The following is a 25,406-nucleotide window of genomic DNA, read 5'->3' as shown; positions in this document are numbered from 1 at the left end:
TCACTACATTACAGAATTAAAAAATCCGGTTCTGGTCTTTGTCTGCTTTTGGCAGTTTATCCATGATTTTCTGGGCAATTTCCCGATAGCTGTCGGCTGCATCATCTTCGGCAATCACAGACGGTTTACCGGCATCGGCATTTTCACGAATCTGTACATTCAGCGGCAAACGGCCCAGTAATGGAATATCGTATTGCTCGGCCAGTTGATCGCCACCACCGGTCCCAAAAATTTGCTCTTCAAAACCACAGTTAGAACAGATGTGCGTCGACATATTTTCAATCACACCTATCACCGGAATCTGTACACGGTTAAACAGCTCAATGCCTTTGGTCGCATCCATTAAGGCTACGTTTTGCGGTGTAGTGACAATTACGGCACCCGTGACCGGAATACGCTGCGCCAGGGTTAACTGGATATCACCGGTTCCCGGCGGCATATCAATCACCAGTACATCTAAATCTGGCCACAAGGTCTGATTGAATAACTGCATCAGGGCACCCGTAGCTTTTGGTCCACGCCAAGCCACCGGGGTATTATGATCACCAGTTAAATGACCAATCGACAGCACCGCCATCCCATAAGCATCTAAAGGCACAAAATGCTCGGCTTCAATCATCGGGGTTTGGCCGGCATTGCCGAGCATGGTTGGAATACTCGGGCCATAAATATCGGCATCCAATACACCCACTTTCAGACCCAGCTGTTGCATCGCCAAGGCCAGATTAACGGTAGTGGTTGATTTTCCAACCCCACCTTTACCGGATGACACCAGAATTACGTTTTGAATACGTGGATGTTTTGGCACATCACGCTGCTGCGGTGCAGCTTTTTGAATTGGCGCTTCTTCTTGCTGGGGTTGATAGTTGGCATTGGCTTGCTTGAGCGCATCTGAACTTGCCGAAGCATCGACCACAGGTGGCAGACTGGATTTTGCTGCAACTTGTGGCTTGCTGGAACAGCTTTCACCTTCGGCATGGTGATGACCACAGCCGCCCTCTTTTTTCGCCCCGGTTTTTTGCTGCACCACATGCAGATTCAGTTCCTTGATGCCGCATTGCTCGAGTGCATCGGCTAGTTCATCATGAATCTGCTGCAAATACTGTTTTTCTTCCGGATAAGTATTGATGGTTAATTGCAGGATTTGTCCCTGTACATTGACCTGAGAAATACGCTCTTTGAGTGCGTTTTGGGAAGCAGGAAGTACATAGTTTTGCAGTACCTTCTGGATTTCTTCCTCTTTCACCTCCTGTGCAGGAGCAAAGACCGATTTTAGTGAAGAAAGCCACGACATAAAGTTACTCCAAATCTGGATATACAACCGAATGCCCTAGTTTAACGGGTATTTAAACGAAGGTTAAGCCAGCGCAGCCACAGGAATTATAAATCTTAGTCAAAGACTTGGTTTTTTCTGTTTTTTCGGCACAGAAATGCAGATTTTATCCGGTCCTGAAAAGAATTCACCGATTCCCTTGTGCAAGCCTGCATCATCTAAGGTAAAATCGCGGACATTGCATAATGAATACGAATGAGAGAGTTAATCCGTGCGTAAAATTTTAGTCACCAACGCCCTTCCATACGCCAATGGTCCAATCCATATGGGCCACTTACTCGGTTATATCCAGGCAGATATCTGGGTTCGTGCCATGCGTGCAATGGGCTATGAAGTGACTTATGTCTGTGCGGATGATGCTCACGGTACCGCCATCATGCTACGTGCTGAAGCCAACGGTATTTCACCAGAACAGCAGATTGCCAATGTTCAGGCCGAACATATGCGTGACTTTGCCGGCTTTAAGGTCGATTTTGATCATTATGATTCCACCCATAGCGACACCAACAAGGCACGCGCGCAAGAAATTTATATCAAGAACCGTGATGCCGGCAATATTGCCGTACGTCCTGTGACACAACTGTTCGACCCGGAAAAAGGCATGTTCCTGTCGGACCGTTTCATTAAAGGCACCTGCCCGAAATGTAAAGCCGAAGATCAGTACGGCGACTCATGTGAAGTCTGCGGAACTACGTATAACGCGACTGAACTGTTAAATCCAAAATCGACGTTAAGCGGTGCCACGCCGATTGAAAAATCATCGGATCACTACTTCTTTAAATTGCCAAACTTTGGTGAATACCTGCAAAAATGGACCCGTGATGAAGGCCGTTTGCCGGTATCAATTGCCAACAAGTTAGATGAATGGTTTGACAATGGCCTGAACGATTGGGACATCTCCCGTGATGCACCTTACTTCGGCTTTGAAATTCCGGATGCGCCAAATAAATATTTCTACGTTTGGGTTGATGCACCTATTGGCTATATGTCGAGCTTTGAAAACTACGTCAAAACCAAACGTCCAGACCTGAATTTTGATGATTACTGGAAAAAAGATTCTGACAATGAGGTCTATCACTTCATTGGTAAAGATATTGTCTATTTCCACGCGCTGTTCTGGCCAGCAATGCTGGAAGGTGCCAACTACCGCACCCCAACCGGTTTATTTGTAAACGGTTTCTTGACTGTAAATGGTCAGAAGATGTCGAAATCTCGCGGCACCTTCATTAAAGCAGAAACCTATTTACAGCATCTGAATCCGGAATACTTACGTTACTACTTTGCCTCTAAACTGTCTGATAAAGTTGAAGATTCTGACCTGAATCTGGATGATTTCGTGCAGAAAGTAAACTCTGACTTGGTGGGTAAAGTGGTCAATATTGCCAGCCGTTGTGCCAAATTTATTAACACCAAGTTTGATAATACATTAAGCGCAACCTGTGCCGAGCCTGAACTGGTGCAAAGCTTTATTGACGCTGGTGATTCAATCGCGCAAGCATACGAAGCACGTGAATTCTCAACAGCGATTCGTGAAATCATGGCGCTTGCTGATAAAGCCAATCAATACATTGATGAGAAAAAGCCTTGGGCGCTTGCGAAAATTGAAGGCGAAGAACAGCAAGTGCATGATGTGTGTTCTGTCGGGATCAACCTGTTCCGTCAATTGGCGGTTTACTTGGCGCCTGTATTGCCAACATTGGCAGAACAAGTTCAAGCGTTCTTACAGTTAGACAGCTTTAACTTTGCATCGCGTCAGCAGATTCTGCTTGCACATGAAATTGCACAGTTCCAACCATTGATGCAACGTGTAGATCCAAAAGCTGTTGCTGCAATGGTCGATGCATCTAAAGATTCTTTAGCTGCGCCTGCTGAAGCACCAAAAGCTGAAAAGAAAAAAGAGAAAGCCAAAGAGAAGAAAGCTGAACCGAAAGTCGGTGAAGCTGAAATTATTGGCATTGAAGACTTTATGAAAGTTGACCTACGTGTAGCGGAAGTTTTAGACGCTGCAACAGTTGAAGGTTCAGACAAGCTTCTTCAGTTAACGCTCAATGTCGGTGAAGCTGAACCACGTAACGTATTTAGCGGTATTCGTGAGTTTTACCAACCTGAAGACTTAAAAGGCAAATTGGTGGTGATGGTGGCAAACCTTGCACCACGTAAAATGCGTTTTGGTATTTCAAACGGTATGGTGTTAGCTGCGGGTAATGGCGAAGGTGTTTGGGTGATTTCACCTGAAACTGGTGCTAAACCGGGTGATAAAGTGTCTTAATTTTTTAAATAGACATCGAAAGAACCGTCTTAATAAAGTCGGTTCTTTCGATGTCCTGTATAAATACAATTTTCGATATCAAAATTTAATTTATTATTTTTAAAATTATTATATTCTCTTGAAGTCATAAAATCTTCAAAATTACTAATATTAGCTTGATAATATGAGTTTACTAAGACTCTATTTTGCTGATTACCAATATATAATATGCTATAATTTGGTTCTATATTTGAACACAAGTGCTTACCATCAAAATCATATTGCAATGCTAATCTAAAAATTTTATATTTCAATGCATCTTCTTGAAGCACAATATTTTTACAGTGGTATAAAATAATAGAGAAAGCTATAAAAACAATAATATACCAACATTTTTCACCCCATGTAAAATGCCAATATGATTCTTTTTTCTTTTCTCCAAACTCATTTTTTTCAGGTATATACGATTCTTGGAGATATAACAATATCAACGCTAAAATAATAATGTTTGAATACCAAAAAAAAATTACTACTAAATGATTAAGAAAATAAAAAAAAGTGCCAAATGATGAACTTACTTTAAAATTACTACTAGATACTTTGAACATAGTATTTATAATAATAGAAACTTCAGCTAAAGAATAAAAAATATAACCTGAAAAGAAAAATGTAAGAATAAACTTTGTTAGCGGTATCTTTAAAAATAATTCTAGAGGGGGGATAGCCTTTATTGAATTAAAAACCAATAAAATAAAAACAATAATCATTCCTATCATTGAAGATATATATTGGTATGATGTTGGGTCTTTTTTATCAGTAAAGAAAATAGTAAAAATTAATATTGTTCCTAATGTATAAAAAAGAACATTCATATCTCTATAGTTAGGTTCACAGTTATTCCTTAATAACTGATATATTTCATCAATTTTATTATTCACAATCGGTTCCAAATTACAGATATTGAATTAAAGAAATCAAAGAATTTTATAAACCATAAACTTGTAAGATGCTAGACATACATATCACTTCAAACCTAATCTCTACTTATCAAATCTGATTTCAAATGAACCAAAAAATAAGATTATGGAAAAATATTGTTCACAATTTCAACTTTAATTTTACTCAGTATTTCATCCACCACACTTGCAAAAACCACTAACACTCTACCGATCGCTGAACAGCAACCACAAATCGGTAATACCCAAATTATTTCGCTATTGGCTAGGAAACTACCTTAATTTATTCCCTATCACTAGAGGCCTTTTGCTAAGTAACTATAATTATTCGACTACAATCATCACTTTCATCGCATTTTCATCAGCAGCATGTTTAAACACATCATAGGCTTTTTCAAACTCATCAAATTTAAAATGATGCGTTGCCAACTTCTCTAACGGTAACTTGCCCGAAAAACAGGTTTTCAGCGACATGCCTATATCCCTCACCCCGACCCTCTCCCATAGGGAGAGAGAGAACGCATTACTATAATAATTTCGTGCAGTTTCCTCTCCTTTTAGGAGATGAGTAGCACTGCTGCGCAAGGGAGAGGTATTTTTAAAAATCGCAAAAAAATATGATAAAAATAAACAGTCATTTAACATCTAAAAGAATCCTATGAAAACTCTAAAACCCCTATTCCTCACATTCGCTTTAAGCACCACAGCCTTCAGCACCCAAGCTGCTGAACCAAACCCTATCCCAACACAAAAACAGGTCGCGGGCTATTATCAGCATCAGTTTGGGCCTTATCAGATTACCGCCCTGCTCGATGGCACCAACTATCTCAACCGCTCACAATTTAAAGGTGCGGCAGATCAGGAAGTCAGCGAGATTCTGAAAAAATACTATGCCGATCAAGCCAAAGGCATCCAGACCTCCGTCAATGCCTTTTTGGTCAATACCGGCAGTCAGCTTTATCTGGTTGATAGCGGTGCAGCCAGCTGTTTTGGCGATCACTTAGGTTCAATCTATAACAATTTAAAAGCCTCAGGCCATCAGCCTGAACAAGTGAATGGTGTCTTTCTGACACATTTACACCCTGACCATGTCTGTGGCATCTCAAATAATGGTGTAGCCAATTATCCCAATGCAACCTTGCATATTGCCAAAACTGAATATGATTTCTGGCTCAATCCCAATACTGTAAAAAAACTGCCTAAAGATAAACAGGCTGGCTTTTTGGGTACGGTGGAAAAAATCAAAGCGGCTTTAGTACCTTATGAAAAAGCGAAAAATATTAAAGTCTTTTCAGACAAATCTTTAGCATTTGGTGATATTCAATTTAAGCCATCATTCGGGCATACACCGGGACATTACAGTTTTAAATTAAAGCATGAGCAGCAGAAACTGGTGTTTATTGGCGATATTGTGCATTCGCATACCATTCAGTTTGATAAACCTGAAACCGCCATTGAATTCGATATTGACCCGAAAGCAGCAGTCGAAACTCGCTTAAAGCATTTTGCTGAATATGCCAAAGACGGTCAGACTATTGCGGCCGCGCATTTACCGTTCCCGGGCATCGGCCATATTTATTCAAAAGATGGTAAAAGCTATCAATGGATTCCAGTACATTTTACCGATTAACTCAGTTCTCTTGAGCTAAGTCACTTTTATAAACAGAACCCCGCTAATGGGGTTCTTTTGTTTTAAACCCAGTACTCTTTTGCCATTTTTTTTCGTTTTTTCTGTTCCTACACGCAACCACATTAGCCCTCGCAGCAATTTTCGCCTTAATTTTTAAAATTTTCTAAACAGTTCAGCCTGTTTCAAAATGCACCGTAAACATACAAACTGCTGCACATCTTTGTATCAATCAATTTAAATCCTTCAAAAATAGCCAATAATATTGAATTTTACAGCGTTCAAAAAAGACTTGATTTGGTGCAAAAAACCGCACTGTGCTTTATATCGAGTCTTATTCATTTCACGAAATTCTTCATCAAAATTTCCGCAGTCTGCCCCTCTTTTACAATCTATTCGCCTCGATATACTGAGCTTCTTTTCCTGATCCCGTGCACTCAATTGGAACGCACAATGCCAAATATCGACTTATTATTTCTCCTTCTTGGTGCAGTGCTGGTACTGGCCATGCATGCCGGATTTGCATTTTTAGAGCTCGGCACCGTTCGGCATAAAAATCAGGTCAATGCCCTAAGCAAGATTCTCACGGACTTTGCCATTTCTGCGGTGGCCTATTTTCTGGTGGGCTATTATATTGCCTATGGCCAGCATTTTTTCCATAGCTCGACCACTCTGGCGGCCGATCATGGCTACAACCTGATGCGCTGTTTTTTCCTGCTGACCTTTGCAGCGGCGATTCCGGCCATTATTTCTGGTGGGATTGCCGAACGTGCCAAAATGCGTTCGCAGGCCTTGGCGACCTTATTTCTGGTGGCGCTGATTTATCCATTTTTTGAAGGGATGATCTGGAATGGCAACTTTGGTCTGCAACTCTGGCTAGCACACAGCTTTGGTGCCAGTTTCCATGATTTTGCCGGTTCGGTGGTGGTACATGCCATGGGGGGCTGGATTGCACTGGCCGCGGTGATTCTGCTGGGCGCGCGTTATGGGCGCTATAAAAAAGATGGTCGTATCAGTGCGCATCCGCCCTCGTCTATTCCTTTTCTGGCTTTGGGTTCCTGGATTTTAATTGTCGGCTGGTTTGGCTTTAATGTCATGAGCGCACAGCGTCTGGATGCCATTTCCGGACTGGTGGCAATCAATTCTTTAATGGCGATGGTCGGGGGCACAATAGCCGCCAAAATTGCAGGTAAAGATGACCCGGGCTTTTTACATAATGGTCCGCTTGCCGGTCTGGTGGCCATCTGCGCCGGCTCCGATGTGGTACATCCACTCGGTGCCTTTGTGATTGGCGGCATCGCCGGGATTATGTTTGTCAAACTCTTCACCTATACCCAAAATAAACTCAAGATTGATGATGTGCTTGGTGTCTGGCCCTTGCATGGCGTATGTGGTGCTTTTGGTGGACTGGCAGTCGGTATCTTTGGGCAGCAATGGCTTGGTGGTATGGGGGGCGTATCCCTGATCTCCCAGCTGTTCGGCACAGCGCTGGCAATTCTGATTGCACTGGCCGGTGGTTTCCTGATTTATGGCATGCTTAAACTGCTGATGGGGATTCGTTTAAGTCAGGAAGAAGAATTTAATGGCGCAGATTTATCTATCCACCGGATTTCCGCCAATTCTGAAGAAAATATGTTCTAAGATAAAAAAGCCTCCGACAAAACGGAGGCTTTTTTGAGATATGTTGATCAACGATCAACACAATTTAAGCCATCTATTTCATACCAAAAATCAGCTTTAGACCCAGCACCGTCATCACCACACCGGCCGCACGATCAAACACTTTTTTAAACTTTAAATAGACTGCGCGCGGTTTTTCCGCCGATAGTGCCACCGCCAGCAAGGAACACCAGCCGGCATCAATAAAGAAACACAGAATAGGCAGGACAAAATAAAAATACAGCGGAATCTCTTTGGGTAATAGCGCGGTAAAAATACTGGCCAGCACAATGGCAATTTTAGGATTCGACAATTGGGTAATCAGACCGGTCATAAAAGCACGGCGTAAGGACATTTGCGTGCCGGCAGCATGATCGGCCTGAATCGGGTCTTTGGCATGTTTAATAATTTTAAATGCCAGCCACAGCAGGTATAAACCGCCACAAATTTTTAAGGCCAGATAAGCCGATGGCACAGCCAGTAAAAAGGCCTGTAAGCCCAGCACCGCAAGCAAACCAAAGATGGCTGCGCCCAAACCGGTGCCCAGCGCGGTAAACAGACCATGCTGACGTGAAATCGCAATCGAGTTTTTCGCCACATAAATTGATGTTGGCCCCGGACTCATGGCCCCCAACATCAATGCCAGCGCAATTGATCCCAAAATAAAAACGGATTCCACAGTCCTATCCAATACAATGATCTGCCGGCATTTTACAAGCAAGTGCTTTGAATATCTTCCTATTTTTTACCAGTTGTTTTGATTTTCACAATATTTTTCACTATAGATCTTTATACTGACCTTATAAAATTCACTCCGTATTTTAATCAATCTGCTGAAATTTGCTTGCCATAAAAAAGCGCCCAGATACCAGCATGGCCTGAGCGCTTTTCAAGATCATCAATTAAATACAATATTAATAAATCTGTGATGGATCGGTCTGCTCTGGCCTCACACTCGCTTCTTGCTTGGGCAGCAGATAATCCTGATCATGCACCGGCACACCGCCAATAATCATGCTGCGTGTTTCTTCCGTTTTGGGCTGGTTTAAATCTTTGGTCGGGTCACAAGCCGCCAGTAAAGCGCCCTGGATTAAAATAAGCAGGAAGATGATTCTTTTCATCATTATTCTCCCTTTCTGCAAAGTCTATCCGTTTATTTTTTGCACAGTTACTATTTTTATGCAAGCCTGATCCGGCTTTTATCGTGAAAGATTATTTAGCCTCGTTGATGGCCGCGCCCCGTTTTCAGTTAGAATTGTCAAAAACGTTCCGTTCTGTCTATGTTTGATTCTATTACCCAGCAGGTGCCTGATCAGCACATTGAATATCGCCACCAGCGCATCAGCATCAAGCGGCTGGATCTGATTCATCCGCAGATTTCGGGCAACAAGTTTTTTAAACTGAAATACAACCTGCTGGCCGCCCGGCAACAGGGGCTTGAAAAAGTACTGACCTTTGGCGGAGCCTATTCCAATCATATTGCTGCAACCGCTTTTGCCTCGCATAAGTTTGGTTTTCAGAGCTTAGGCATGATTCGCGGTGAAGAACTGGCGCAGCGTCCTCTAAACCCAACCTTGGCTACGGCGCAGCAATTTGGCATGCAGCTGGAGTTTATCTCCCGCAATGCCTATCGCCAGAAAGATCAGCCCGATTTTTTGCAGCACCTGCAACAGCAATATCCCGATTTTTATCTGATTCCGGAAGGTGGCACCAATGCGCTGGCGGTTCAAGGCTGTCGGGAAATTCTGACAGCGGAAGATGCGCAATTTGACCTGATCTGCTGTGCCGTCGGTACGGGTGGCACGTTTGCCGGGTTGATTGAGGCCAGCCAGCAACATCAGCAATTGCTGGGATTTTCGGCCTTAAAAGGTGATTTTTTAACTCATGAGGTCGCGCAGCTCACGACCAAATGCAACTGGCGTATTCTGGATAATTACTGCTGTGGCGGTTATGCCAAAACCACACCCGAATTAATCCAGTTTATTCAGACGTTTGAGCAGCGTTATAATATTCCGCTGGAGCAGGTTTATACCGGCAAAATGCTGCGCGGCATCTTTGATCTGATTGATCAAGATAAAATTGGGCCAGACCAGAAAATTTTACTGATCCATACTGGCGGGCTACAGGGACGCGCGTTTTAAAGCATTAGCTTCAAGTGCAGTCTATTTATGATACCGGCTGGTTATTGTTTAGCGCCATCAGGCCTTTCACCAAACGGTAGATATGCCAGATAAAGGCCAGCAACAGCACAATAAAACCAATCAGAATGGTGGTCAGAACCGCACCGACCAGATAGGCAATCAGCGTCACCCAAAAGGTTTTGATTTGCCAGTTCACATGACTTTCCAGCCAGGTACCACGCATTTCCGCGCGTTTTAAATAATTCATGATAATGGCAATAATTAGCGTAACACCGACAAAAAAGCCGACGATATACAGAATATAGGTGATCAGGTTGTATTGTTTGAGCTGATCCAGCCCCGCGGTTTGATTCATTGATTTTTTCCTTTTTTATAAAGTCCGATACCAGATATAGATGTCTAGCCGACATTTCTATTTATTGTTAAGCAAATCAAAGTGCAACTGCGTCAAGTTGAAGCTCGACATCTTAATATAAACAGATCATAAAAAAGTCTGATGAAAGTTTTGTTGATGATCTGTATGTGCTGTGAAATTCAAAGTTCATCTGTTGTGACGTCCTCAATCGGGCTTCCATCCAGCGGATACAGTTTCAACTGGATGGAAGGAAAATCAAAACTTAAGGCTGATTGGTCTCTGGCAATGGATTGGCGGCAAAATAGCGCTCCAGATGATTCACATGTGAATCCGGACGTGGTCGGCGCATATTTTCTGCGACCCCGTTATAGAGCTCAGCCCGTGGCGTTAAGTGGAATTTATTCAGCTCTGGGTCCATATACGGCAAGCGCTGTTTACGCTGTAAATATTGATGCAATTGCTGATTAATTTCCTGTAAACCGTAGCCGCCTTTGGCCCAGGCGCTGTCGTAGCTGCCCCAGTGATGGCCGAACTCATGGCCCACAGCCAATACTGGTATTAAAATAATGCGCATAGAACAGCCAGGTATCGACTCCCAGCACATTTCGTCCGCCTAAACCGCCGCCCACGGTGGTCACCCCGAGCGTCACTTTGCCACGGTTCATAATCTCATCATAATATTTTTGATACTCCGCTGCGGTAAAGTAACCGCCATCTCCGACCACTTGGCCCTTGTTGCCAAAGAAGTCATGCCCCATGACCGCTTTATGGTTAAACCAGATGTGTTTAAACTCAGGGCTATTCACCAGATAGGCAAAATTGGTAATCATAATCACCCATTCACGCGCATAGGCCGGGGTAATTTTGCCCCAGATGCTGTAAATTTGCCGATAAAATATTATCCATATAAAAATGGCGCAGGTTTTCATTGGTCAGGGTTTCCCAACTTTCACCATCTTGCAGCACATAACTGCGGCTTTGGGCCTGCTGCTGCTTGAGTGCCGTGACTGTGGCAGCAGTATTGGACTGGAACTGCTGCAATCGCTTAAGCGGCATCATGACAATTTTGCCGTTAAACAGGCTGAATAAATGTTCCTGACTAACCTGAATATCTAAGGCACCGGCCAGTTGCTGATCGGTACTCGCCCCTGCCGTACGATATTTATAAAAACTTTCTTCTGCGGCTGGAAAAATATTCTGTAGATTTTGCGTATTTGGTAAAGCTGAACTGTCGATCCGGCCTGAAGTATGGGCTGCATAAAAACGCTGGTCATCCGCGGCATGAAATACCCGTGTTCCCACATTTTCCTGTCGTGTCGCCGCCACGTTTGTTGCGCCTTCTTCAAGATGAGTCAGGTCATATACATAGCTCATACCATTATTAAAACTGGCATACAGCAAATTACCGACAGCTTCCAAACGCGCACTACAGTTATAACCACAGTTCGGCAAGGACAAACGTGCATATTTTTTGGCTTTTAAATGATTGGTGCTACTGATCTCACTTTGCTTCCAGACATTAATCCGGCTATGCGTATCTGTGGCAAATACATATTGATCATTCGCTGCCACCGACATAGGATGCACAACCACGGTATTGTGCTGATCACCCGACCAACTGCCGGTTCCCAACGACATCAGAAATTGTGGTTTGCCTGAGCCTAAATCAAAGACATCGACCCGGTTAGACGAATAAGAAGCCGCATATAAGCGGTCGTTATGTACACTTAAATCAAACAACCGATTCCACGGCCGACCAATGCCGGAAATATTCTGGGCATGGATCGAACTCAAGACTCGCTTGGCTTTCAGGTCATAACGCAAAATGCTTGCTTCGGCGCTGTCATTGGCCACATACAAAATATCCTGATGCACCACCATCGCTTTCGGATTCCAGCTGTCCAGACCAAAAGACTGGGCACTAAATTCGGTGGCCAGATCTGCAAAGCGAACGTCATTAATCAAGCTGGCGGTGACAGGCGTGGTATCAGGTGTTGAACCAGGTGAAGTTGGCGTCACAGGAGCCGGTGCAGATGGATTTGAAGATGCTGCCGTATTGCTGTCACTGCCACCGCAGCCAGTGAGAGCCATACTCAAAATTACCGCCAGGCTTAATAATGTTTTATTCATTGTGTTCCCCAAGAGACAAAGTCATGACATAAAAAATATGTCTAAAAATTGCTATTTATTCTGAACAACAATGCCCCTTTAATAAATACCAAACTATTGATTTAAAACAACTTTAAAATAAAACCAGATCAAATAAACACGACTTTGCCGCGTAAAAAATCACCTTAAAACAGTAAAATGTGGCCTTGCTAACGATGATTTGGTTTATTGATAGACCATTCCTGCTTTATAGGAAAAGTAAATATTCTGCGCACATTTCAATCTGGAAAATGCGGCATCATCAAACGATAAAGTCTATAATAGTCCGCTTTCATTTTCTCTCGGTGCAACATGGCAACAGCAAATCAATACGATGTTCTAGTTTTGGGTGCCGGTGCGTCTGGTTTAATGACCGCCTATATGGCTGCCCAGCGCGGACGCAAAGTATTGGTGCTGGAAAAAGCCAATAAAGTTGGCAAGAAAATCCTGATGTCGGGCGGTGGTAAATGCAATTTCACCAACCTCTATGTCGAGCCAAGCAACTATATTTCACATAATCCGCATTTTGTGATTTCCGCGCTCAGCCGCTATACCAATTGGGATTTTATCGGGCTGGTCTGCGAATATGGCATTGACTATGAAGAACGTAAACATGGGCAGCTGTTTACCTTAAATGGCGCCAAAGACATTCTGAATATGCTGCTGGCCGAGTGTGACAAAACCGGTCTGGTCGAGATTAAAACCAGCTGTGAAGTCAAAGCCATGACCGCCATAGATGATTTGGGTTTTCAGGTCGCAACCACTTTAGGTTATTTTCAGGCAGAATCTGTGGTGGTCGCTAGTGGCGGCCTATCCATTCCGACGCTAGGGGGTTCCGGAATCGGTTATGAAATTGCCAAGCAGTTTGGCCATCATGTCTATCCGACCCGTGCCGGCTTGGTGCCGTTTACCTTTTCCGACAGCTTTAAAGAAGTCACCACCCGCCTCAGTGGTAATGCTGTAGAAGCCACGCTTTCCAATGCGCTAAACAGCTTTACCGAAGCCTTGCTATTTACCCACCGCGGTTTAAGCGGACCAAGTTCACTGCAGCTGTCCAATTACTGGGATGTCGGCCAAAGTTTTCATATCGACTTCCTGCCGGCCGTGGATTTAGCCGAGTTTTTTAAAGCCAAAAAATCCAGTCAGCCGAAAGTGCTGTTACGTACCTTACTGGCCGAACATTTACCGAAAAGTGTGGTGGCAGAGCTGCAACAGCTGATCTGGCCGGAACAGGCGGAAAGCGCGATCGGGCAGCTGAGTGATGAAAAACTGGAGCAGATTGCAGCGCGCCTGCATAGCTTTGAAGTCAAACCGTCAGGGACCGAAGGCTACCGTACCGCAGAGGTGACTTTAGGTGGCGTGGATACCACTGAAGTTTCTTCCAAAACCATGGAAAGTAAAAAGCAGAAAGGCTTGTATTTTGTCGGTGAGGTGCTGGATGTGACGGGCCATTTAGGTGGTTATAACTTCCAGTGGGCCTGGGCGTCAGCGCATGCCGCCGCCCAATATGTCTGATGGTTTATAAAACTGGTGGATGAATTATTCCAGATAATCTGTGCGCAATAAGCACAGATGATTCTGGCGTTGTACACGTAAAATGGTCTGCTGCATTTTCATCACGGCGCACTGAATATGCTTTGGTAATACTACCGGCTGTTCTGATTGTTTTAAGCTAATTTTTAACATAAGGTCTTCCCCAAATAGACTTTCGTCGATTTTATTCCCTGAATATTTCATACAGATTAAATCTAAGCATCTAAAATATATGAAATATTTATTCCTTTTTTATGAAGCTTCACTATAGCAAAAAATTGTTCATTTATACAACATCATCGACTTTGGTCGCAGCTTGCCCGGTATCGCCCGAATCATCAGCGGTCTGGGCGGGTTGGTTTTGATTTTGGTTTTGAGTTTTGGCAAAAATAAATTTATAGGCGCTGGCCAAAAAGCCAAGGGTAATCCCTGCAATCACTACGGGTGCAAAAAGATTGGAAGGCGCTTTCTTTTTCGTCATTCTGCTTCTCCAGTTTTCAACAAAAAACGAGGTCGATCAACACTCAGTTTGATCGACCTTGTAGATAGATGACAGGTTATTTCGGGTCATCTTTTCGTGGTTGATGTGCATCGACATCCGGTTCTTTTTCACCAGTTGAACCAAACGGATTATTATTGGCCGGATGCGCCGGGTCTACCTTTAGCGTATCAGGTGTAACCTGATCTGCACCGGATGCTTCATCTTCCTGTGGTGCAGTGGTCAGCGTTGCCGGTGTGGTATTCGACAAATCCGTAGTCATGGGGGTATTTGTCCCTTGTGACGGGTCCTGTTTGTTCATTGGATTCACTCCTGGGGTCGTAAAGCCACTATTGGCCGCACTGTCCTGCTCCTGTTTCAACGGATTCGGCTGCTTGGCTTCGCGTTTGGCTTTATCAATCAGATCGGTTAAAACACGTTCTGCCGGTTGACGGCCACCCAGACCAAAGGCCAGAGCAAAGGCCACCGCAACTGCACCCAAGGTTAAACCGAAGGCCAGGTTCACAATAGAATCGGCAATGCCCATGGCACGTAAGCCCATTGCTACGACCAGACCCATAATCAGTACGCGTACCAGCGTCGCTAACCAGCGTGAACTGTTGTATTCACCACGCTCGACCACTTTGGCCACCACATTCGCCAGCCAGAAACCGACCACCAGAATGACCGCACCCAGCAGGATATTGGCACCGAAGTAAATGAACATGGAAATCAGACCACTCACCTGCTCGAAACCAAGACGGTTAGCCGCTTCAGACACAGCAAACAGCATGGTAAAGAACACGATCAGACAACCAACCATGGTCGATACTTTGGTGGTACCGAGGAAACGCTGTACACCCAGTTTGGCCGGAATTTCATCGACACCTGTGCCTGAAATAATTTCAACCACCAGATTGGCCACGAAACGCGACACCACATAGGCAATGATCAGAATTAAACCGGCGGCAATAATATGCGGGATTGCATACATGATTTCATGCAGCATGGCGGTTGCCGGCTGAGAAATCGCCTCAATACCCAAGGCTTCAAATGCAATAATTAATGCAGTAATGATAATAATGGCAAAAACAAAAGAACCGACCAGCTTCGGCAAGTTAGAGTTCTTGAACAGGCCAATTTTTTGCGCCTGCTGTTGCAGATTCAGGCTACCAATTAAACCTTCGACAATACCACGGACAATTTTAGCCAGAATATAACCGACAAAAATAATCACGCCGGCAATAAAGATATTCGGCAGATAAGAAATGGCTTCAGTCACCATGTTTTGTACTGGATACAACAGGCCGTTTAAGCCCAGAATCGACAGCACAATTGGCAAGAACAGTAGCAGGATTAACCAGTACACAATATCACTGATATTGCGGCTAATCGGGCTAACCCCGACATCGGCACTGAGCTTTTCATCCAGCTGGGTACGGTTCAGTACGCGCTGCAGGCCCATTTTGACCAGCGTTGCGACAATCCAGGCAATAAAACCGACCGCAATGGCTGCCAGCAATTGGGGAATAAAGACCAGGAAGCTTTGAATCATATTGCTAAACGGCCCACTGACACTTGTCAGGTTCAGCACATTCAGCGCCGCGATAATCGCGATAATCATGATAATCCAGAAGGCAACTCTGGACAGGATACTTTCTACATTGGGACGGTGCCCGGTGGCATGCGACAGCTTCTGGTTGGTGCCCAGCTTTTCTAAGCCTTTTTTAACGGCTGCACCGACAATTAATGCAATAATCCAACCAATAATAAGTATGGCAATCGCCGATAAAATGGGATGAAACTGTTCCCAGTAGTACATGGCATCGAAGCCTGCACCTCTCGGGTTTCCATCAAAATAATCATTCATATGTCTTGCCCTCTTGTTATGACTTTCTACATTCGTTGTTCATGGCAAAAGATGCGCATCTTGATCATGGTAAAATGAAAGGTTTAAGTACTTTGTGTTTTTAAGTACCGTGTTTTTATGAAGTACCAAGCGTGTAAAAATGCACGGCTATCGCAAAAAACCCTGAACTGACGGTCAGGGTTTATGCAATCTTCAGACTTATTGAGCGGTGGCCGTAGCGGTATCGCCATCTGTGGCGGTAGCTGAATCACCATCTACAGCGGTGCCAATGTCGCCATCCACACCTGTGGTCGCCACACCTTCTTCAGCCATTGCAGGCGTACTGTTATTGGGTGTAGCCTGTTCTACATTGGCATTCGGATGCCCAGGTGGTGCCTCACTCGGTTTAGGATCACGATCCGCAAACATATACACCACCAGTGCCAGCAGAAAAACACCCACAGCAATCAAGATAAAAACTGGCATACGTTTTTTCTTTTGTACTTCTTCTGCGCTTGTGACATGAGGTGGCTTGTTAAAATCATGGCTCATGTTTCCCTCACTTCTTTTCTATTCGCTTGTCGAATTTTTATACTAACAAGAAGCATTGTTGTGTTGTGTGACAAAGCATTGTGAGATGGTGAAAAATGTAATTACAAAAAATGAAGTTTTTTACTGCTTTCATTTTATTCAAAATTTTGACGTAAACTGGATTTAGCAGCTGACAGGACTTGTATACTTTTTAGTCGCAATAAGCAGATGAATAACTGATGCAAAATTAGAAGAATAAGCACATGAAAAGGAATATAGAATCGCCTAGATGAGAGAAAAAATTCAGCAGCCTGAGCATTCTCCAGTGCTGATCAGCCCCTCCTTGCTTGATACAGCAAAATGCTAGGTAACAATTTGCTTCAGCTCGCCCACCACAAGCGCTGCCTTAACGCATACAAATGCGCTATAATATGTCACTCTTTTTTTCATGCTCCAGAATTTTATGGCGTATCGTCAACAAAGTGTAACGCTTGATCTTGACACTGACGTCACACATCAATGTGCTTTGCACTACACGCGTGATCAGCATTTAATCGGGATTATTGAGTTCAGTAAACCGAGCTTTCTTCTGAAATGGGGCGATCTGGAATATTTCCGCCGTCGTACTGAAGAGTTTTCAGTGATGCCGTTTCCAGACTGCATTAATGCCATGGTGATTGATGTGCGTAATGTCGCGGCCTGGCTCGATAATGAAGTGCCGATTATTCCATGGCGCTTACTGGAAGAAGAATGTCCAGTGCGTCTGGTGGTCCCTGCAGACCGTGTCGAACACTATGCTGGCTTTTTTGAACCGACCTGGCTGACTACTGATACAGAAACAGCGATTCAGGAAATCCGTCATTTTATGGATATGTTTGTGCATTAAGCATATTCAAGTGGTGCTGACACTTCATCAAAAAAACCTCATCTGAATCATACAGATGAGGTTTTTTAATAGAATATACGTTTCATTTAATCCGCTAGCGAATGGTAAAAATACACTGCTGCTTAAAACTGGATTTGGGTAGCCAGATCAGCTGTTTATAGCGCACCTGATCAATTCCCAAACTTTGCATTTTCTGGCGTGTATAGCGCCAGCCAATACAATCTTGATAGCGCACATATTCAGGGGCTTGCCCTGCTGTAGTCGATGCCTGCTGGACCTGAATTTTCTGGAAAAACGCGGTTTCTCTGGCGCGCATCGGGCCAATATACTGCTGATAGGCCTGCTCCATGTCTGCATCATCAAACTGCATTGGTTGCATGGCGCCGCCATGCCAGCCCAGCTGACTGCGCCAGTTCAGATATTTGATCTTTCCGGCCGGAAACACATAATTGGCGCAGGAGGAAAAACAGTATTGCCCGACTTCTACATTCAACTGATGCGCATAGACCAGATCACCCAAATCCATTCCCAGACCAATTTCACCCCCTTGACTGGTGATTTTCAGGGTCTGTACTTGCGGGAACTGCTTTAACAAGGCAGCTGCACGGGTATTGGCATCTTGGCTGAGCGGGCCAGTATAGATCAGCACATTTTCTTGTACCGTCACTTCTGTTTCCGTGCCTGTGATATTTGCCTGCAGCGTAGTTGCCGCCACCAGCGCGACGCTGGCCATAAGCATGGATTGAAACACTTGCATCACATCCTCACAGAACAATAAACCAGGCTGAGAACAGCAGACCATTGAAGTAAGCCTGTAGCACTCAAGCTTACCAGTAATTCTCTACCGCGATATTGCCTTCTCCACGGCGATTCATGCTCAGGCCACGCGCTTTTAGGGCTTCTTTGGTATCTTCCACCATTTGCGGGTTACCACATAGCATCACATGACTGCTGTCCGGATTAAAAGACAGGCCCACAGCTTTTTCCAGCTCGCCATTGGCGATTAACACCGGCAGACGGTCATGCAAAAGTGCGTTCGGATCACGGGTAATAATCGGCACAAATTTAAAACCTGTATGCCCTTCGCCAAAAGTCGCTGCAATTTCTTCAATCCGCTCGACATAGGCCAGTTCAGCGGCAGTACGGACACTATAGACCAGATGGATATGCTGGTATTTATTCCAGGTGTCGAAGTCTTGCAGCATCGACAGGAATGGTGCCAGTCCGGTGCCGGTACCCAAGAGCCATAAGTCTTGTGGCAAAGGCAACTGATAACGCGCCAAGGTTAAAAAGCCATAGGGGACTTTTTCCAGATACAGCTCATCGCCAACCTGTAGATGTTGCAGATTGGAGGTAAAGGCCCCATCGGGTACGACAATTGAAAAGAATTCCAGGGTTTCATCAAAAGGTGAGGACACCACTGAATAGGCCCGCACCACCAGTTCATCGCCGACTTTAAGGCCAATACGCGCAAATTGCCCGGCAGTAAATTTAAAGTGGGCTGGACGCGTCATGGTAAAGCTGAACAAGGTATCGGTCCAGCGATGTACAGATAACACCGTTTCTAGGCTAAATTTTTCAATTGACATAATTTGTACGTGGCATGAAAGACTGCGCTCATGGTAGCATGGCAGCATAATTTATTAATATTTTTTAAATGTTAAGGCTATATTCATGCGCATGACTTTACGCCAATTGGCTGTTTTTGTAGCAGTCGCTCAAGAAGGCACAGTAACCAAGGCCAGTGATGCCGTCAAACTGACGCAAAGTGCGGCGAGTATGGCTTTAGCAGATCTGGAAGATGGTTTAGGCGCACCATTGTTTGACCGTTTAGGTAAACGCCTGCAATTGAATGATCTGGGCCGTTTTTTACTCCCGCAGGCGCTTGAAATTCTTGGCCGCTGTGAAGCCTTTGAACAGGCCGCCAAAGGCGAGCTGCAAAGCATTGATTTGCGCCTGGGCGCGACCCTGACCATTTCCGATTATCTGATGCCAGATTTAATGGCCAACTTCCTACAAATTCAGCCACAGGCGCATTTACAGCTGCAGGTCGGCAATACCCGTCAAATGATTGAAGCAGTCAACCAGTTCCAGCTCGATTTAGCCCTGATTGAAGGTTCCTGTCATTTACCGCAGCTGCAATGTATCCACTGGCGTGATGATGAACTGGCGGTCTGCTGTTCACCGAATCATCCGCTGGCGCAGCTAGACCGTGCCTTAACCGCAGAAGACTTTAAACAGGTGGAATGGATTTTACGAGAAGAAGGTTCAGGCACGCGTGAAGTATTTGATAACGCCATTTTAAAAGATGTGCCAGATGCCAAAATCCGTTTAACCCTGGGTCATAATGAAGCCATTCTGAAAATTGTGGCCGGCGGCTTAGGCATGTCCTGTATTTCAAAACTGGCGATTGAGCCTTTACGTGAAAAAGGCCAGCTGGTGATTTTAGACACTCCATTCTGGCAACTGGCGCGGCCTTTATTTATGCTGGTGCATCGTCAGAAATACCAGGGTCCAGGTCTGAAAGCCTTTATGAAGTTCTGTGACAGCAAATAAGACTGTATTTAATCCATAAAAAAGCGCCTGCAGGCGCTTTTTTCATACCTTATCGAAATTGGCTTTCACATGGAATCCCGTCGCCATCACCATCCATTTTGGTATTTGGGCAATTACGAATAAAGAATAAAGCCTCCTCATAAGACTTCATCTGACTACAATGCTCGCGGCCATCACATTTAAATTGTTCAGATGAGCTGCTACTTACCGGCAGCGCTTGCTCTACATTCTCTTGGACATTTTCTAAATTCTTTTTCCCTTTTTCACTAAGTCCAAGTTCCGGTAATTCGCCATGTACCGCTCTTTGCTCAGCTACGATCTGTTGCTGAGCAATCATCAGTTCTTCAAGTTTTTGCTGTTTCTGAGCTTGATATTCTTGATATTTCTTATATACCAAAATACTTAATCCTAAAATAATGATTAAGCCTAATACAGTAATGATCTTTGAGTTAAGCCATGAAGACTTCTTTTTATCTCTTGACGAAACTTTACCCTCGATATTTCTGTATCGTAGATTGTTCTGTTCAGCAGGCTCTGATACTTTTAGGTCTAAGCGCACAATATTCGCGGCTTTAAATTTTCCTGCATCTTCAACAATTATAAATTTTAGATTTTCACCGATTTTAGGTGGAACATTCTTATTGGGAAAATCTTTGATGTGGAAAAATAAATCTTTTGACTCTTTCTCTATCTGAATAAAACCAAAACCACGATCTTCATGATAGCTTTTGATTTTCCCCTCTTGAAACATAATGCGCTCTTATCTTTGATATTTTTAATAATTGTAATAAAAAAGAAGCTAAAAAGCCTCTTTTCTATTCTTATACTCGACTTAAGCAGAATATATAAATTCTACCTCAGTACTAACGTCGGAAATTGGACAGCAGGGAAGAAGTAATCGACTGGTTATGGGCGGCCACTTTGGATTTTTTGGCTTTGGCCGACTGGTCTTCAACCCGCTCAATTTTCACTGCTTTAAACTTGTTGCCGTTTTTGACCACATTAAATTTCACCCGGTCATTTCGCTTCGGTTCTATCCCATCGGCCGGGAAATCGGAAATATGAAAAAACACTTCGCCTTCCGGACAGGCAATAAAGCCGTAACCCTTGTCTGCGTTGTATTGCTTAACTTTACCCTGATATTGTTCGTTGCTCATCGACCTGTCCCCCTTTTGCGCTTCAAGCTTAGTATATAAAAAAGAGGCTATAAAAGCCCCTTCTCTGTTCACTAGCAAAATCAGTCTTTTTGCACGGAACCGAAAATTTTGTCACCGGCATCACCCAGGCCCGGTACGATATAGCCATTTTCATTCAGGCCCTGATCCACAGAGGCAGTGAAAATTACCACATCCGGATGCGCTGCTTCTACACGCTGAATACCTTCTGGCGCAGCCACCAGCACCATCACGCGAATATCTTTACAGCCGCTGGCTTTTAACACATCAATCGCCGCCACTAAAGATGAACCGGTGGCCAGCATTGGATCAATGATCATGGCAATACGGTTTTGTACATCTGGCACCAGTTTTTTATAGTAGGTACGCGCTTCCAGCGTTTCTTCATCACGTTCTAAGCCCAGTACAGAAACTTTGGCACTTGGAATCAGGTTCAGGAAACCATCCAGCATGCCAATACCAGCACGTAAAATTGGCACTACAGTAATTTTTTTACCGGCAATACGGTCTACCGTGACCGCACCATTCCAGCCGTCAATTTCATGCTCAACCATTGGCAAATCTTTGGTCGCCTCATAGGTCAACAGCATGGTCACTTCTTGCGCCAGCTCGCGGAAGTTTTTAGTGCTGATATCTGCACGACGCAGTAAACCGAGTTTATGACGAATGAGCGGATGACGAATTTCATGGATAGCCACGGGAGAACACCTAAAAGGTTAAGATAAAATTCCGTCTATTATAATCATTTTTTGACCCTGATAAAAACAAAAAAGCCCTCAAATATTGAGGGCTTTTTGCTAGACAATTCTCTTTTTCAAGATTATTGCTGAGACAGCATGAAGTGAATTGGAGATAAAATCTCGGCTTCAAGTGCCATCTGGATAATTGGATCCGGATAAACACCAATCACCAATACCGCCAGTGCAGCCAGCAGAACCATGATCCCGCCAACGCGTTGACCCCAGTGATCGACTGCATCCATTTTTGGTGTTTCTGGCGGAGTCATATACATCACCACCATCACACGTAAATAGTAATACAGACCAATACCCGAACCGACAATAATCATCGCTGCCAGGAACCAGTGCTGGGTTGTTACCGCAGCCATGACAATCAGGAACTTACCAATAAAGCCTGCAGTCAGTGGAATACCGGCCAGAGACAGCATCATCACGGTTAATACAGCAGTCAGCACTGGACGACGCCAGAACAGACCACGGTATTCAGCCAGACTTTCTGCTTCTGAAGTGTTGTTATATGGACTCGACATTAACGCTACGGCACCGAAAGCACCAATCGTGGTTAATACATAGGTAATCACATAAACAGTCACATTACCCAAGCTGGCATAAGTCAGACTGATCAGACCAATCAGCAGATAACCGAAGTGTGCGATTGAAGAGTATGCCAGGACACGCTTCAAGTTCACTTGGCGTACCGCCAGGAAGTTACCGACCACAATCGACAGTACGGCAATAATGGTCAGCAGTGTAATAACTGATTCTTGCAGGATGGCACCTGAAGTCAGCAAGTAACGTACGAACAAACCAATGGTCGCCACTTTGGCAGCCGTTGCCAGGAAGGTCGCGATTGGTGCTGGTGCACCCGCATAGACGTCTGGTGTCCATTTGTGGAATGGTGCCAAAGATAGTTTGAATGCAACCGCAAAGATAATTAAGGCAATACCTAAAATGACCAGTGGCTGGTGCAGGTTCTGCATAAGCGCCTGTACAGAGTCATAGAATGACAGTGAACCGGTGTAGGCATAAATATACGCCATACCCATCAGCAACATCGCAGATGCGGTTGCTGAAAGTACCAGGTATTTCACCCCTGCTTCTAAAGACTTCGAACGCTGATGTGTATAGGCCAACAAGCCATATACCGGAATCGACATCAATTCCAGGCTGATGAAGAATGAAGCATAGTGCGAGCTTGCCACCATGAGCATTGCGCCTGCAACTGAGGACAACATCAGGATGTACAGCTCTTCACGATTGTCTTTATAGCTTTCAATATAAGCATGTGACAAGGTACAGCAAGCCAGTGCAGCAACCAGGATCAGTAACTGATAAACCAGTGTGAACTGATCAATCATAAACATGCCCATGACATTCACTGGTGCAAAAGCACCACCGAATAATGAGAGCAGAATATACGCTGCAGCAAGGTTTAAGCCCACTACAGATGCTGTCGCAATCAGGTTATGGTTACGCTTGATTGCGGTGAGAATCATCACGACGATCGCAGTTAAAGCCACGATCATCACAGGAGCTAATGGCATAAGCTCGGAAAATGACATTGTGAAGTTCATGACTTATTGGATCTCCACATTTTCGAGTTGAGTGCTTACCTGTTCGGTCACTTCAACTAGCTCTTGAACTGGAATGTAGCTGTTTGCTAACCACGCCATGCTTGAATTGGAAATATCAAGGAAGCTTTGTGGATACAGACCAAGCCATAACAGACCAACGGCACAAATTAACAGAATCACAATTTCACGCGCATCCAGATCTTTTAACGGATTGCTGTAATGCTGTTTTTGCTCTTCGTTTGGTGTACCAAATAATGCTTTGTGAATCAGGATCAGACCATAAAGACCTGCAAACACCAGACTCACTGCAGCAATGATTGTAAATACAGGGAACTGGTTGAATGAACCCATCAGAATCAGGAATTCACCAATAAAGTTACCCAGACCCGGGATACCGACCAATGCTGCCACGAAGAACATCAGGAAGAAGGCCAGATACGGGAATTGACCACGAATACCACCCATCAGACGCATGTCACGGGTATGCACACGTTCATAAACCTGACCACACATAATGAACAATGCAGCAGATGACAAGCCATGTGCCAGCATCATGATCATTAAGCCTTGGTAAGTCAGGATATTACCTGCGTAAATCGCCAGTAACACAAAGCCCATGTGCGAAATAGAGGTATAAGCCAACAGGCGTTTCATATCGGTTTGCTGGAAGGCACACCAAGCGCCGTAGAAAATACCAATTAAACCGAAAATAATCGCGATGTCTGCAAACTGTGCAGAAGCCGCCGGGAAGAATGGAATCACGAAACGGAGTAAACCGTACGCTGCAGTCTTAATCAAGATACCTGCAAGGTCAACAGAACCCGCTGTTGGTGCCTGTGCGTGGGCATCTGGTAACCAGCCGTGTAACGGGAAAACTGGAAGTTTTACCGCAAAGCCGATGAACATACAGATCATGAAGGCATAAGCCACTGCCGGTAACTGTGCATCAAGTGTATTCGCCACCGCTAACAGATAGTGGTAGTTGAACGAGATGGTACCTGACAGCATGTAACCGTAAATCACCAGACCCAGGATGCCGATCAGCATGATCAGACCTGCAACCTGTGTATAGATGAAGAACTTGGTTGCTGCGTAAACACGCGATTTACCATCTGCCCCTTTATGCCCCCAAAGCGCAATCAGGAAGTAGATTGGAACCAGCATCATCTCCCAGAAGAAGAAGAACAGGAACAGGTCAATCGCCAGGAATACACCAATTACGCCACCTAAAGACCATAACAGGTTCAGGTGGAAGAAGCCCACGTTCTTCTGGATTTCACCCCAAGAACAGCCGACGGCCAAAATACCCAGCAGCGCTGTCAGGCCAACCATGAGTAATGATAAGCCATCTACCGCCAGGTGAATGTTAATGCCTAGGGTTTGAATCCAAGGCAACTGGAATTGGGCAGCCCAGCTTGGAACCTGTGCACCCAATTCATATTGATACGTACCTGATTGCCATAACGCCAGGGTCAGACCCAGCGTTACCAGCATACCCACCAGCGCAATATAGCGCGGCAGTTTGTCGTCGAGCTTGTCGACGATCCAACAAATAAAACCTGCAATGAACGGAACGAGGATCAGTGCGGGTAAAATGATATTGTTTGGAGCTTCCAT

General features: G+C 44.5%; 27 protein-coding genes. 7 read left to right on the top strand and 20 right to left on the bottom strand.

What is annotated here, in order from left to right; translation table 11 throughout:
• Positions 1 to 16: 16 nt before the first annotated feature.
• Positions 17 to 1,294, bottom strand: coding sequence for an iron-sulfur cluster carrier protein ApbC (gene apbC / locus FTT64_RS07620; RefSeq protein WP_168390797.1), 1,278 nt, complete (start codon positions 1,292 to 1,294; stop codon positions 17 to 19).
• Positions 1,295 to 1,544: 250 nt separating this feature from the next.
• Here apbC and metG point away from each other — a divergent pair, with 250 nt between their 5' ends.
• Entirely contained in the window at positions 1,545 to 3,602 is a 2,058-nt protein-coding gene (gene metG, locus FTT64_RS07615; protein WP_180182241.1) for a methionine--tRNA ligase, read from the top strand.
• Positions 3,603 to 3,631: 29 nt separating this feature from the next.
• Here metG and FTT64_RS07610 read toward each other — a convergent pair whose 3' ends face one another.
• Both FTT64_RS07610 and FTT64_RS14540 read right to left on the bottom strand, forming a co-directional pair.
• Positions 3,632 to 4,519 (bottom strand): hypothetical protein, encoded by an 888-nt coding sequence (locus FTT64_RS07610; RefSeq protein ID WP_180182240.1) that lies wholly within the window; start codon positions 4,517 to 4,519, stop codon positions 3,632 to 3,634.
• Between the two features lie 342 nt (positions 4,520 to 4,861).
• The gene (locus FTT64_RS14540) at positions 4,862 to 5,182 is read right to left on the bottom strand and encodes a hypothetical protein (RefSeq protein ID WP_306670448.1); all 321 of its coding nucleotides are present in this window, start codon (positions 5,180 to 5,182) and stop codon (positions 4,862 to 4,864) included.
• 13 nt (positions 5,183 to 5,195) lie between these two features.
• Between FTT64_RS14540 and FTT64_RS07600 the strand changes: the two genes are divergently transcribed.
• Both FTT64_RS07600 and FTT64_RS07595 read left to right on the top strand, forming a co-directional pair.
• The gene (locus tag FTT64_RS07600) at positions 5,196 to 6,167 is read left to right on the top strand and encodes an MBL fold metallo-hydrolase (protein WP_180182239.1); all 972 of its coding nucleotides are present in this window, start codon (positions 5,196 to 5,198) and stop codon (positions 6,165 to 6,167) included.
• Between the two features lie 450 nt (positions 6,168 to 6,617).
• Complete coding sequence (locus tag FTT64_RS07595) at positions 6,618 to 7,805, top strand: ammonium transporter (protein WP_180182238.1); 1,188 nt, start codon at positions 6,618 to 6,620, stop codon at positions 7,803 to 7,805.
• A gap of 73 nt (positions 7,806 to 7,878) precedes the next feature.
• On the opposite strand, the gene FTT64_RS07590 is transcribed toward FTT64_RS07595, so the two are convergent.
• Both FTT64_RS07590 and FTT64_RS07585 read right to left on the bottom strand, forming a co-directional pair.
• Positions 7,879 to 8,502, bottom strand: coding sequence for a LysE family translocator (locus FTT64_RS07590; RefSeq protein WP_104473084.1), 624 nt, complete (start codon positions 8,500 to 8,502; stop codon positions 7,879 to 7,881).
• A gap of 235 nt (positions 8,503 to 8,737) precedes the next feature.
• Complete coding sequence (locus tag FTT64_RS07585) at positions 8,738 to 8,944, bottom strand: NF038215 family lipoprotein (protein ID WP_005179579.1); 207 nt, start codon at positions 8,942 to 8,944, stop codon at positions 8,738 to 8,740.
• A gap of 159 nt (positions 8,945 to 9,103) precedes the next feature.
• On the opposite strand from FTT64_RS07585, the gene FTT64_RS07580 reads away from it, so the two are divergent.
• A complete protein-coding gene (locus tag FTT64_RS07580) occupies positions 9,104 to 9,964 on the top strand; it encodes a 1-aminocyclopropane-1-carboxylate deaminase/D-cysteine desulfhydrase (protein ID WP_180182237.1) in 861 nt (286 codons plus the stop codon).
• 25 nt (positions 9,965 to 9,989) lie between these two features.
• Here the strand turns inward: FTT64_RS07580 and FTT64_RS07575 are convergent, their stop codons facing one another.
• The 4 genes from FTT64_RS07575 to FTT64_RS07565 all read right to left on the bottom strand — a co-directional run bounded on the left by FTT64_RS07575 (position 9,990) and on the right by FTT64_RS07565 (position 12,449).
• On the bottom strand, positions 9,990 to 10,319 hold the full coding sequence (locus FTT64_RS07575) for a hypothetical protein (protein ID WP_180182236.1): 330 nt from the start codon (positions 10,317 to 10,319) through the stop codon (positions 9,990 to 9,992).
• 262 nt (positions 10,320 to 10,581) lie between these two features.
• On the bottom strand, positions 10,582 to 10,893 hold the full coding sequence (locus FTT64_RS14435) for a hypothetical protein (protein ID WP_227554611.1): 312 nt from the start codon (positions 10,891 to 10,893) through the stop codon (positions 10,582 to 10,584).
• Complete coding sequence (locus FTT64_RS14430; protein WP_227554610.1) at positions 10,853 to 11,149, bottom strand: hypothetical protein; 297 nt, start codon at positions 11,147 to 11,149, stop codon at positions 10,853 to 10,855. Before FTT64_RS14430 ends, FTT64_RS14435 begins: the two co-directional genes overlap by 41 nt.
• A gap of 10 nt (positions 11,150 to 11,159) precedes the next feature.
• Positions 11,160 to 12,449: a YncE family protein gene (locus tag FTT64_RS07565; protein ID WP_180182235.1), complete on the bottom strand. Its 1,290-nt coding sequence runs from the start codon at positions 12,447 to 12,449 to the stop codon at positions 11,160 to 11,162.
• A gap of 330 nt (positions 12,450 to 12,779) precedes the next feature.
• Here FTT64_RS07565 and FTT64_RS07560 point away from each other — a divergent pair, with 330 nt between their 5' ends.
• Positions 12,780 to 13,982, top strand: coding sequence for an NAD(P)/FAD-dependent oxidoreductase (locus FTT64_RS07560; RefSeq protein WP_075167132.1), 1,203 nt, complete (start codon positions 12,780 to 12,782; stop codon positions 13,980 to 13,982).
• A gap of 24 nt (positions 13,983 to 14,006) precedes the next feature.
• Here FTT64_RS07560 and FTT64_RS07555 read toward each other — a convergent pair whose 3' ends face one another.
• From FTT64_RS07555 to FTT64_RS07540, 4 genes are all read right to left on the bottom strand, one after another.
• Complete coding sequence (locus FTT64_RS07555; RefSeq protein ID WP_168397513.1) at positions 14,007 to 14,153, bottom strand: hypothetical protein; 147 nt, start codon at positions 14,151 to 14,153, stop codon at positions 14,007 to 14,009.
• A gap of 133 nt (positions 14,154 to 14,286) precedes the next feature.
• Positions 14,287 to 14,481 (bottom strand): hypothetical protein, encoded by a 195-nt coding sequence (locus tag FTT64_RS07550; RefSeq protein ID WP_168399079.1) that lies wholly within the window; start codon positions 14,479 to 14,481, stop codon positions 14,287 to 14,289.
• A gap of 76 nt (positions 14,482 to 14,557) precedes the next feature.
• Positions 14,558 to 16,348 (bottom strand): mechanosensitive ion channel, encoded by a 1,791-nt coding sequence (locus FTT64_RS07545; protein WP_180182234.1) that lies wholly within the window; start codon positions 16,346 to 16,348, stop codon positions 14,558 to 14,560.
• Positions 16,349 to 16,546: 198 nt separating this feature from the next.
• Positions 16,547 to 16,879 (bottom strand): hypothetical protein, encoded by a 333-nt coding sequence (locus FTT64_RS07540; RefSeq protein ID WP_005179600.1) that lies wholly within the window; start codon positions 16,877 to 16,879, stop codon positions 16,547 to 16,549.
• A gap of 442 nt (positions 16,880 to 17,321) precedes the next feature.
• Between FTT64_RS07540 and FTT64_RS07535 the strand changes: the two genes are divergently transcribed.
• Positions 17,322 to 17,744 carry a hypothetical protein gene (locus FTT64_RS07535; protein WP_034598216.1) on the top strand — a complete coding sequence of 141 codons (423 nt, stop codon included), beginning with the start codon at positions 17,322 to 17,324 and terminating at the stop codon, positions 17,742 to 17,744.
• Positions 17,745 to 17,838: 94 nt separating this feature from the next.
• Here FTT64_RS07535 and FTT64_RS07530 read toward each other — a convergent pair whose 3' ends face one another.
• Together FTT64_RS07530 and FTT64_RS07525 are read right to left on the bottom strand one after the other, a co-directional pair.
• On the bottom strand, positions 17,839 to 18,501 hold the full coding sequence (locus tag FTT64_RS07530; protein ID WP_180182233.1) for a hypothetical protein: 663 nt from the start codon (positions 18,499 to 18,501) through the stop codon (positions 17,839 to 17,841).
• 70 nt (positions 18,502 to 18,571) lie between these two features.
• Positions 18,572 to 19,333 carry a ferredoxin--NADP reductase gene (locus FTT64_RS07525; RefSeq protein ID WP_180182232.1) on the bottom strand — a complete coding sequence of 254 codons (762 nt, stop codon included), beginning with the start codon at positions 19,331 to 19,333 and terminating at the stop codon, positions 18,572 to 18,574.
• An 85-nt stretch (positions 19,334 to 19,418) separates the two neighbouring features.
• Between FTT64_RS07525 and gigC the strand changes: the two genes are divergently transcribed.
• On the top strand, positions 19,419 to 20,300 hold the full coding sequence (gene gigC, locus FTT64_RS07520; RefSeq protein WP_005179612.1) for a LysR family transcriptional regulator GigC: 882 nt from the start codon (positions 19,419 to 19,421) through the stop codon (positions 20,298 to 20,300).
• Between the two features lie 49 nt (positions 20,301 to 20,349).
• Here the strand turns inward: gigC and FTT64_RS07515 are convergent, their stop codons facing one another.
• The 5 genes from FTT64_RS07515 to nuoM all read right to left on the bottom strand — a co-directional run bounded on the left by FTT64_RS07515 (position 20,350) and on the right by nuoM (position 25,406).
• Positions 20,350 to 21,051: a cold shock domain-containing protein gene (locus tag FTT64_RS07515; protein ID WP_016659365.1), complete on the bottom strand. Its 702-nt coding sequence runs from the start codon at positions 21,049 to 21,051 to the stop codon at positions 20,350 to 20,352.
• A gap of 112 nt (positions 21,052 to 21,163) precedes the next feature.
• Positions 21,164 to 21,457, bottom strand: coding sequence for a cold-shock protein (locus FTT64_RS07510; RefSeq protein ID WP_005179613.1), 294 nt, complete (start codon positions 21,455 to 21,457; stop codon positions 21,164 to 21,166).
• Positions 21,458 to 21,537: 80 nt separating this feature from the next.
• The gene (upp, locus tag FTT64_RS07505) at positions 21,538 to 22,173 is read right to left on the bottom strand and encodes a uracil phosphoribosyltransferase (protein WP_045796291.1); all 636 of its coding nucleotides are present in this window, start codon (positions 22,171 to 22,173) and stop codon (positions 21,538 to 21,540) included.
• Positions 22,174 to 22,295: 122 nt separating this feature from the next.
• Complete coding sequence (gene nuoN / locus FTT64_RS07500; protein ID WP_180182231.1) at positions 22,296 to 23,789, bottom strand: NADH-quinone oxidoreductase subunit NuoN; 1,494 nt, start codon at positions 23,787 to 23,789, stop codon at positions 22,296 to 22,298.
• Between the two features lie 3 nt (positions 23,790 to 23,792).
• A complete protein-coding gene (gene nuoM / locus FTT64_RS07495; protein ID WP_104491474.1) occupies positions 23,793 to 25,406 on the bottom strand; it encodes an NADH-quinone oxidoreductase subunit M in 1,614 nt (537 codons plus the stop codon).

The organism is Acinetobacter sp. Q186-3, from assembly GCF_013420655.1.
GTDB lineage: Bacteria > Pseudomonadota > Gammaproteobacteria > Pseudomonadales > Moraxellaceae > Acinetobacter > Acinetobacter indicus.
This window is presented reverse-complemented; position numbering and strand designations above follow the sequence as displayed.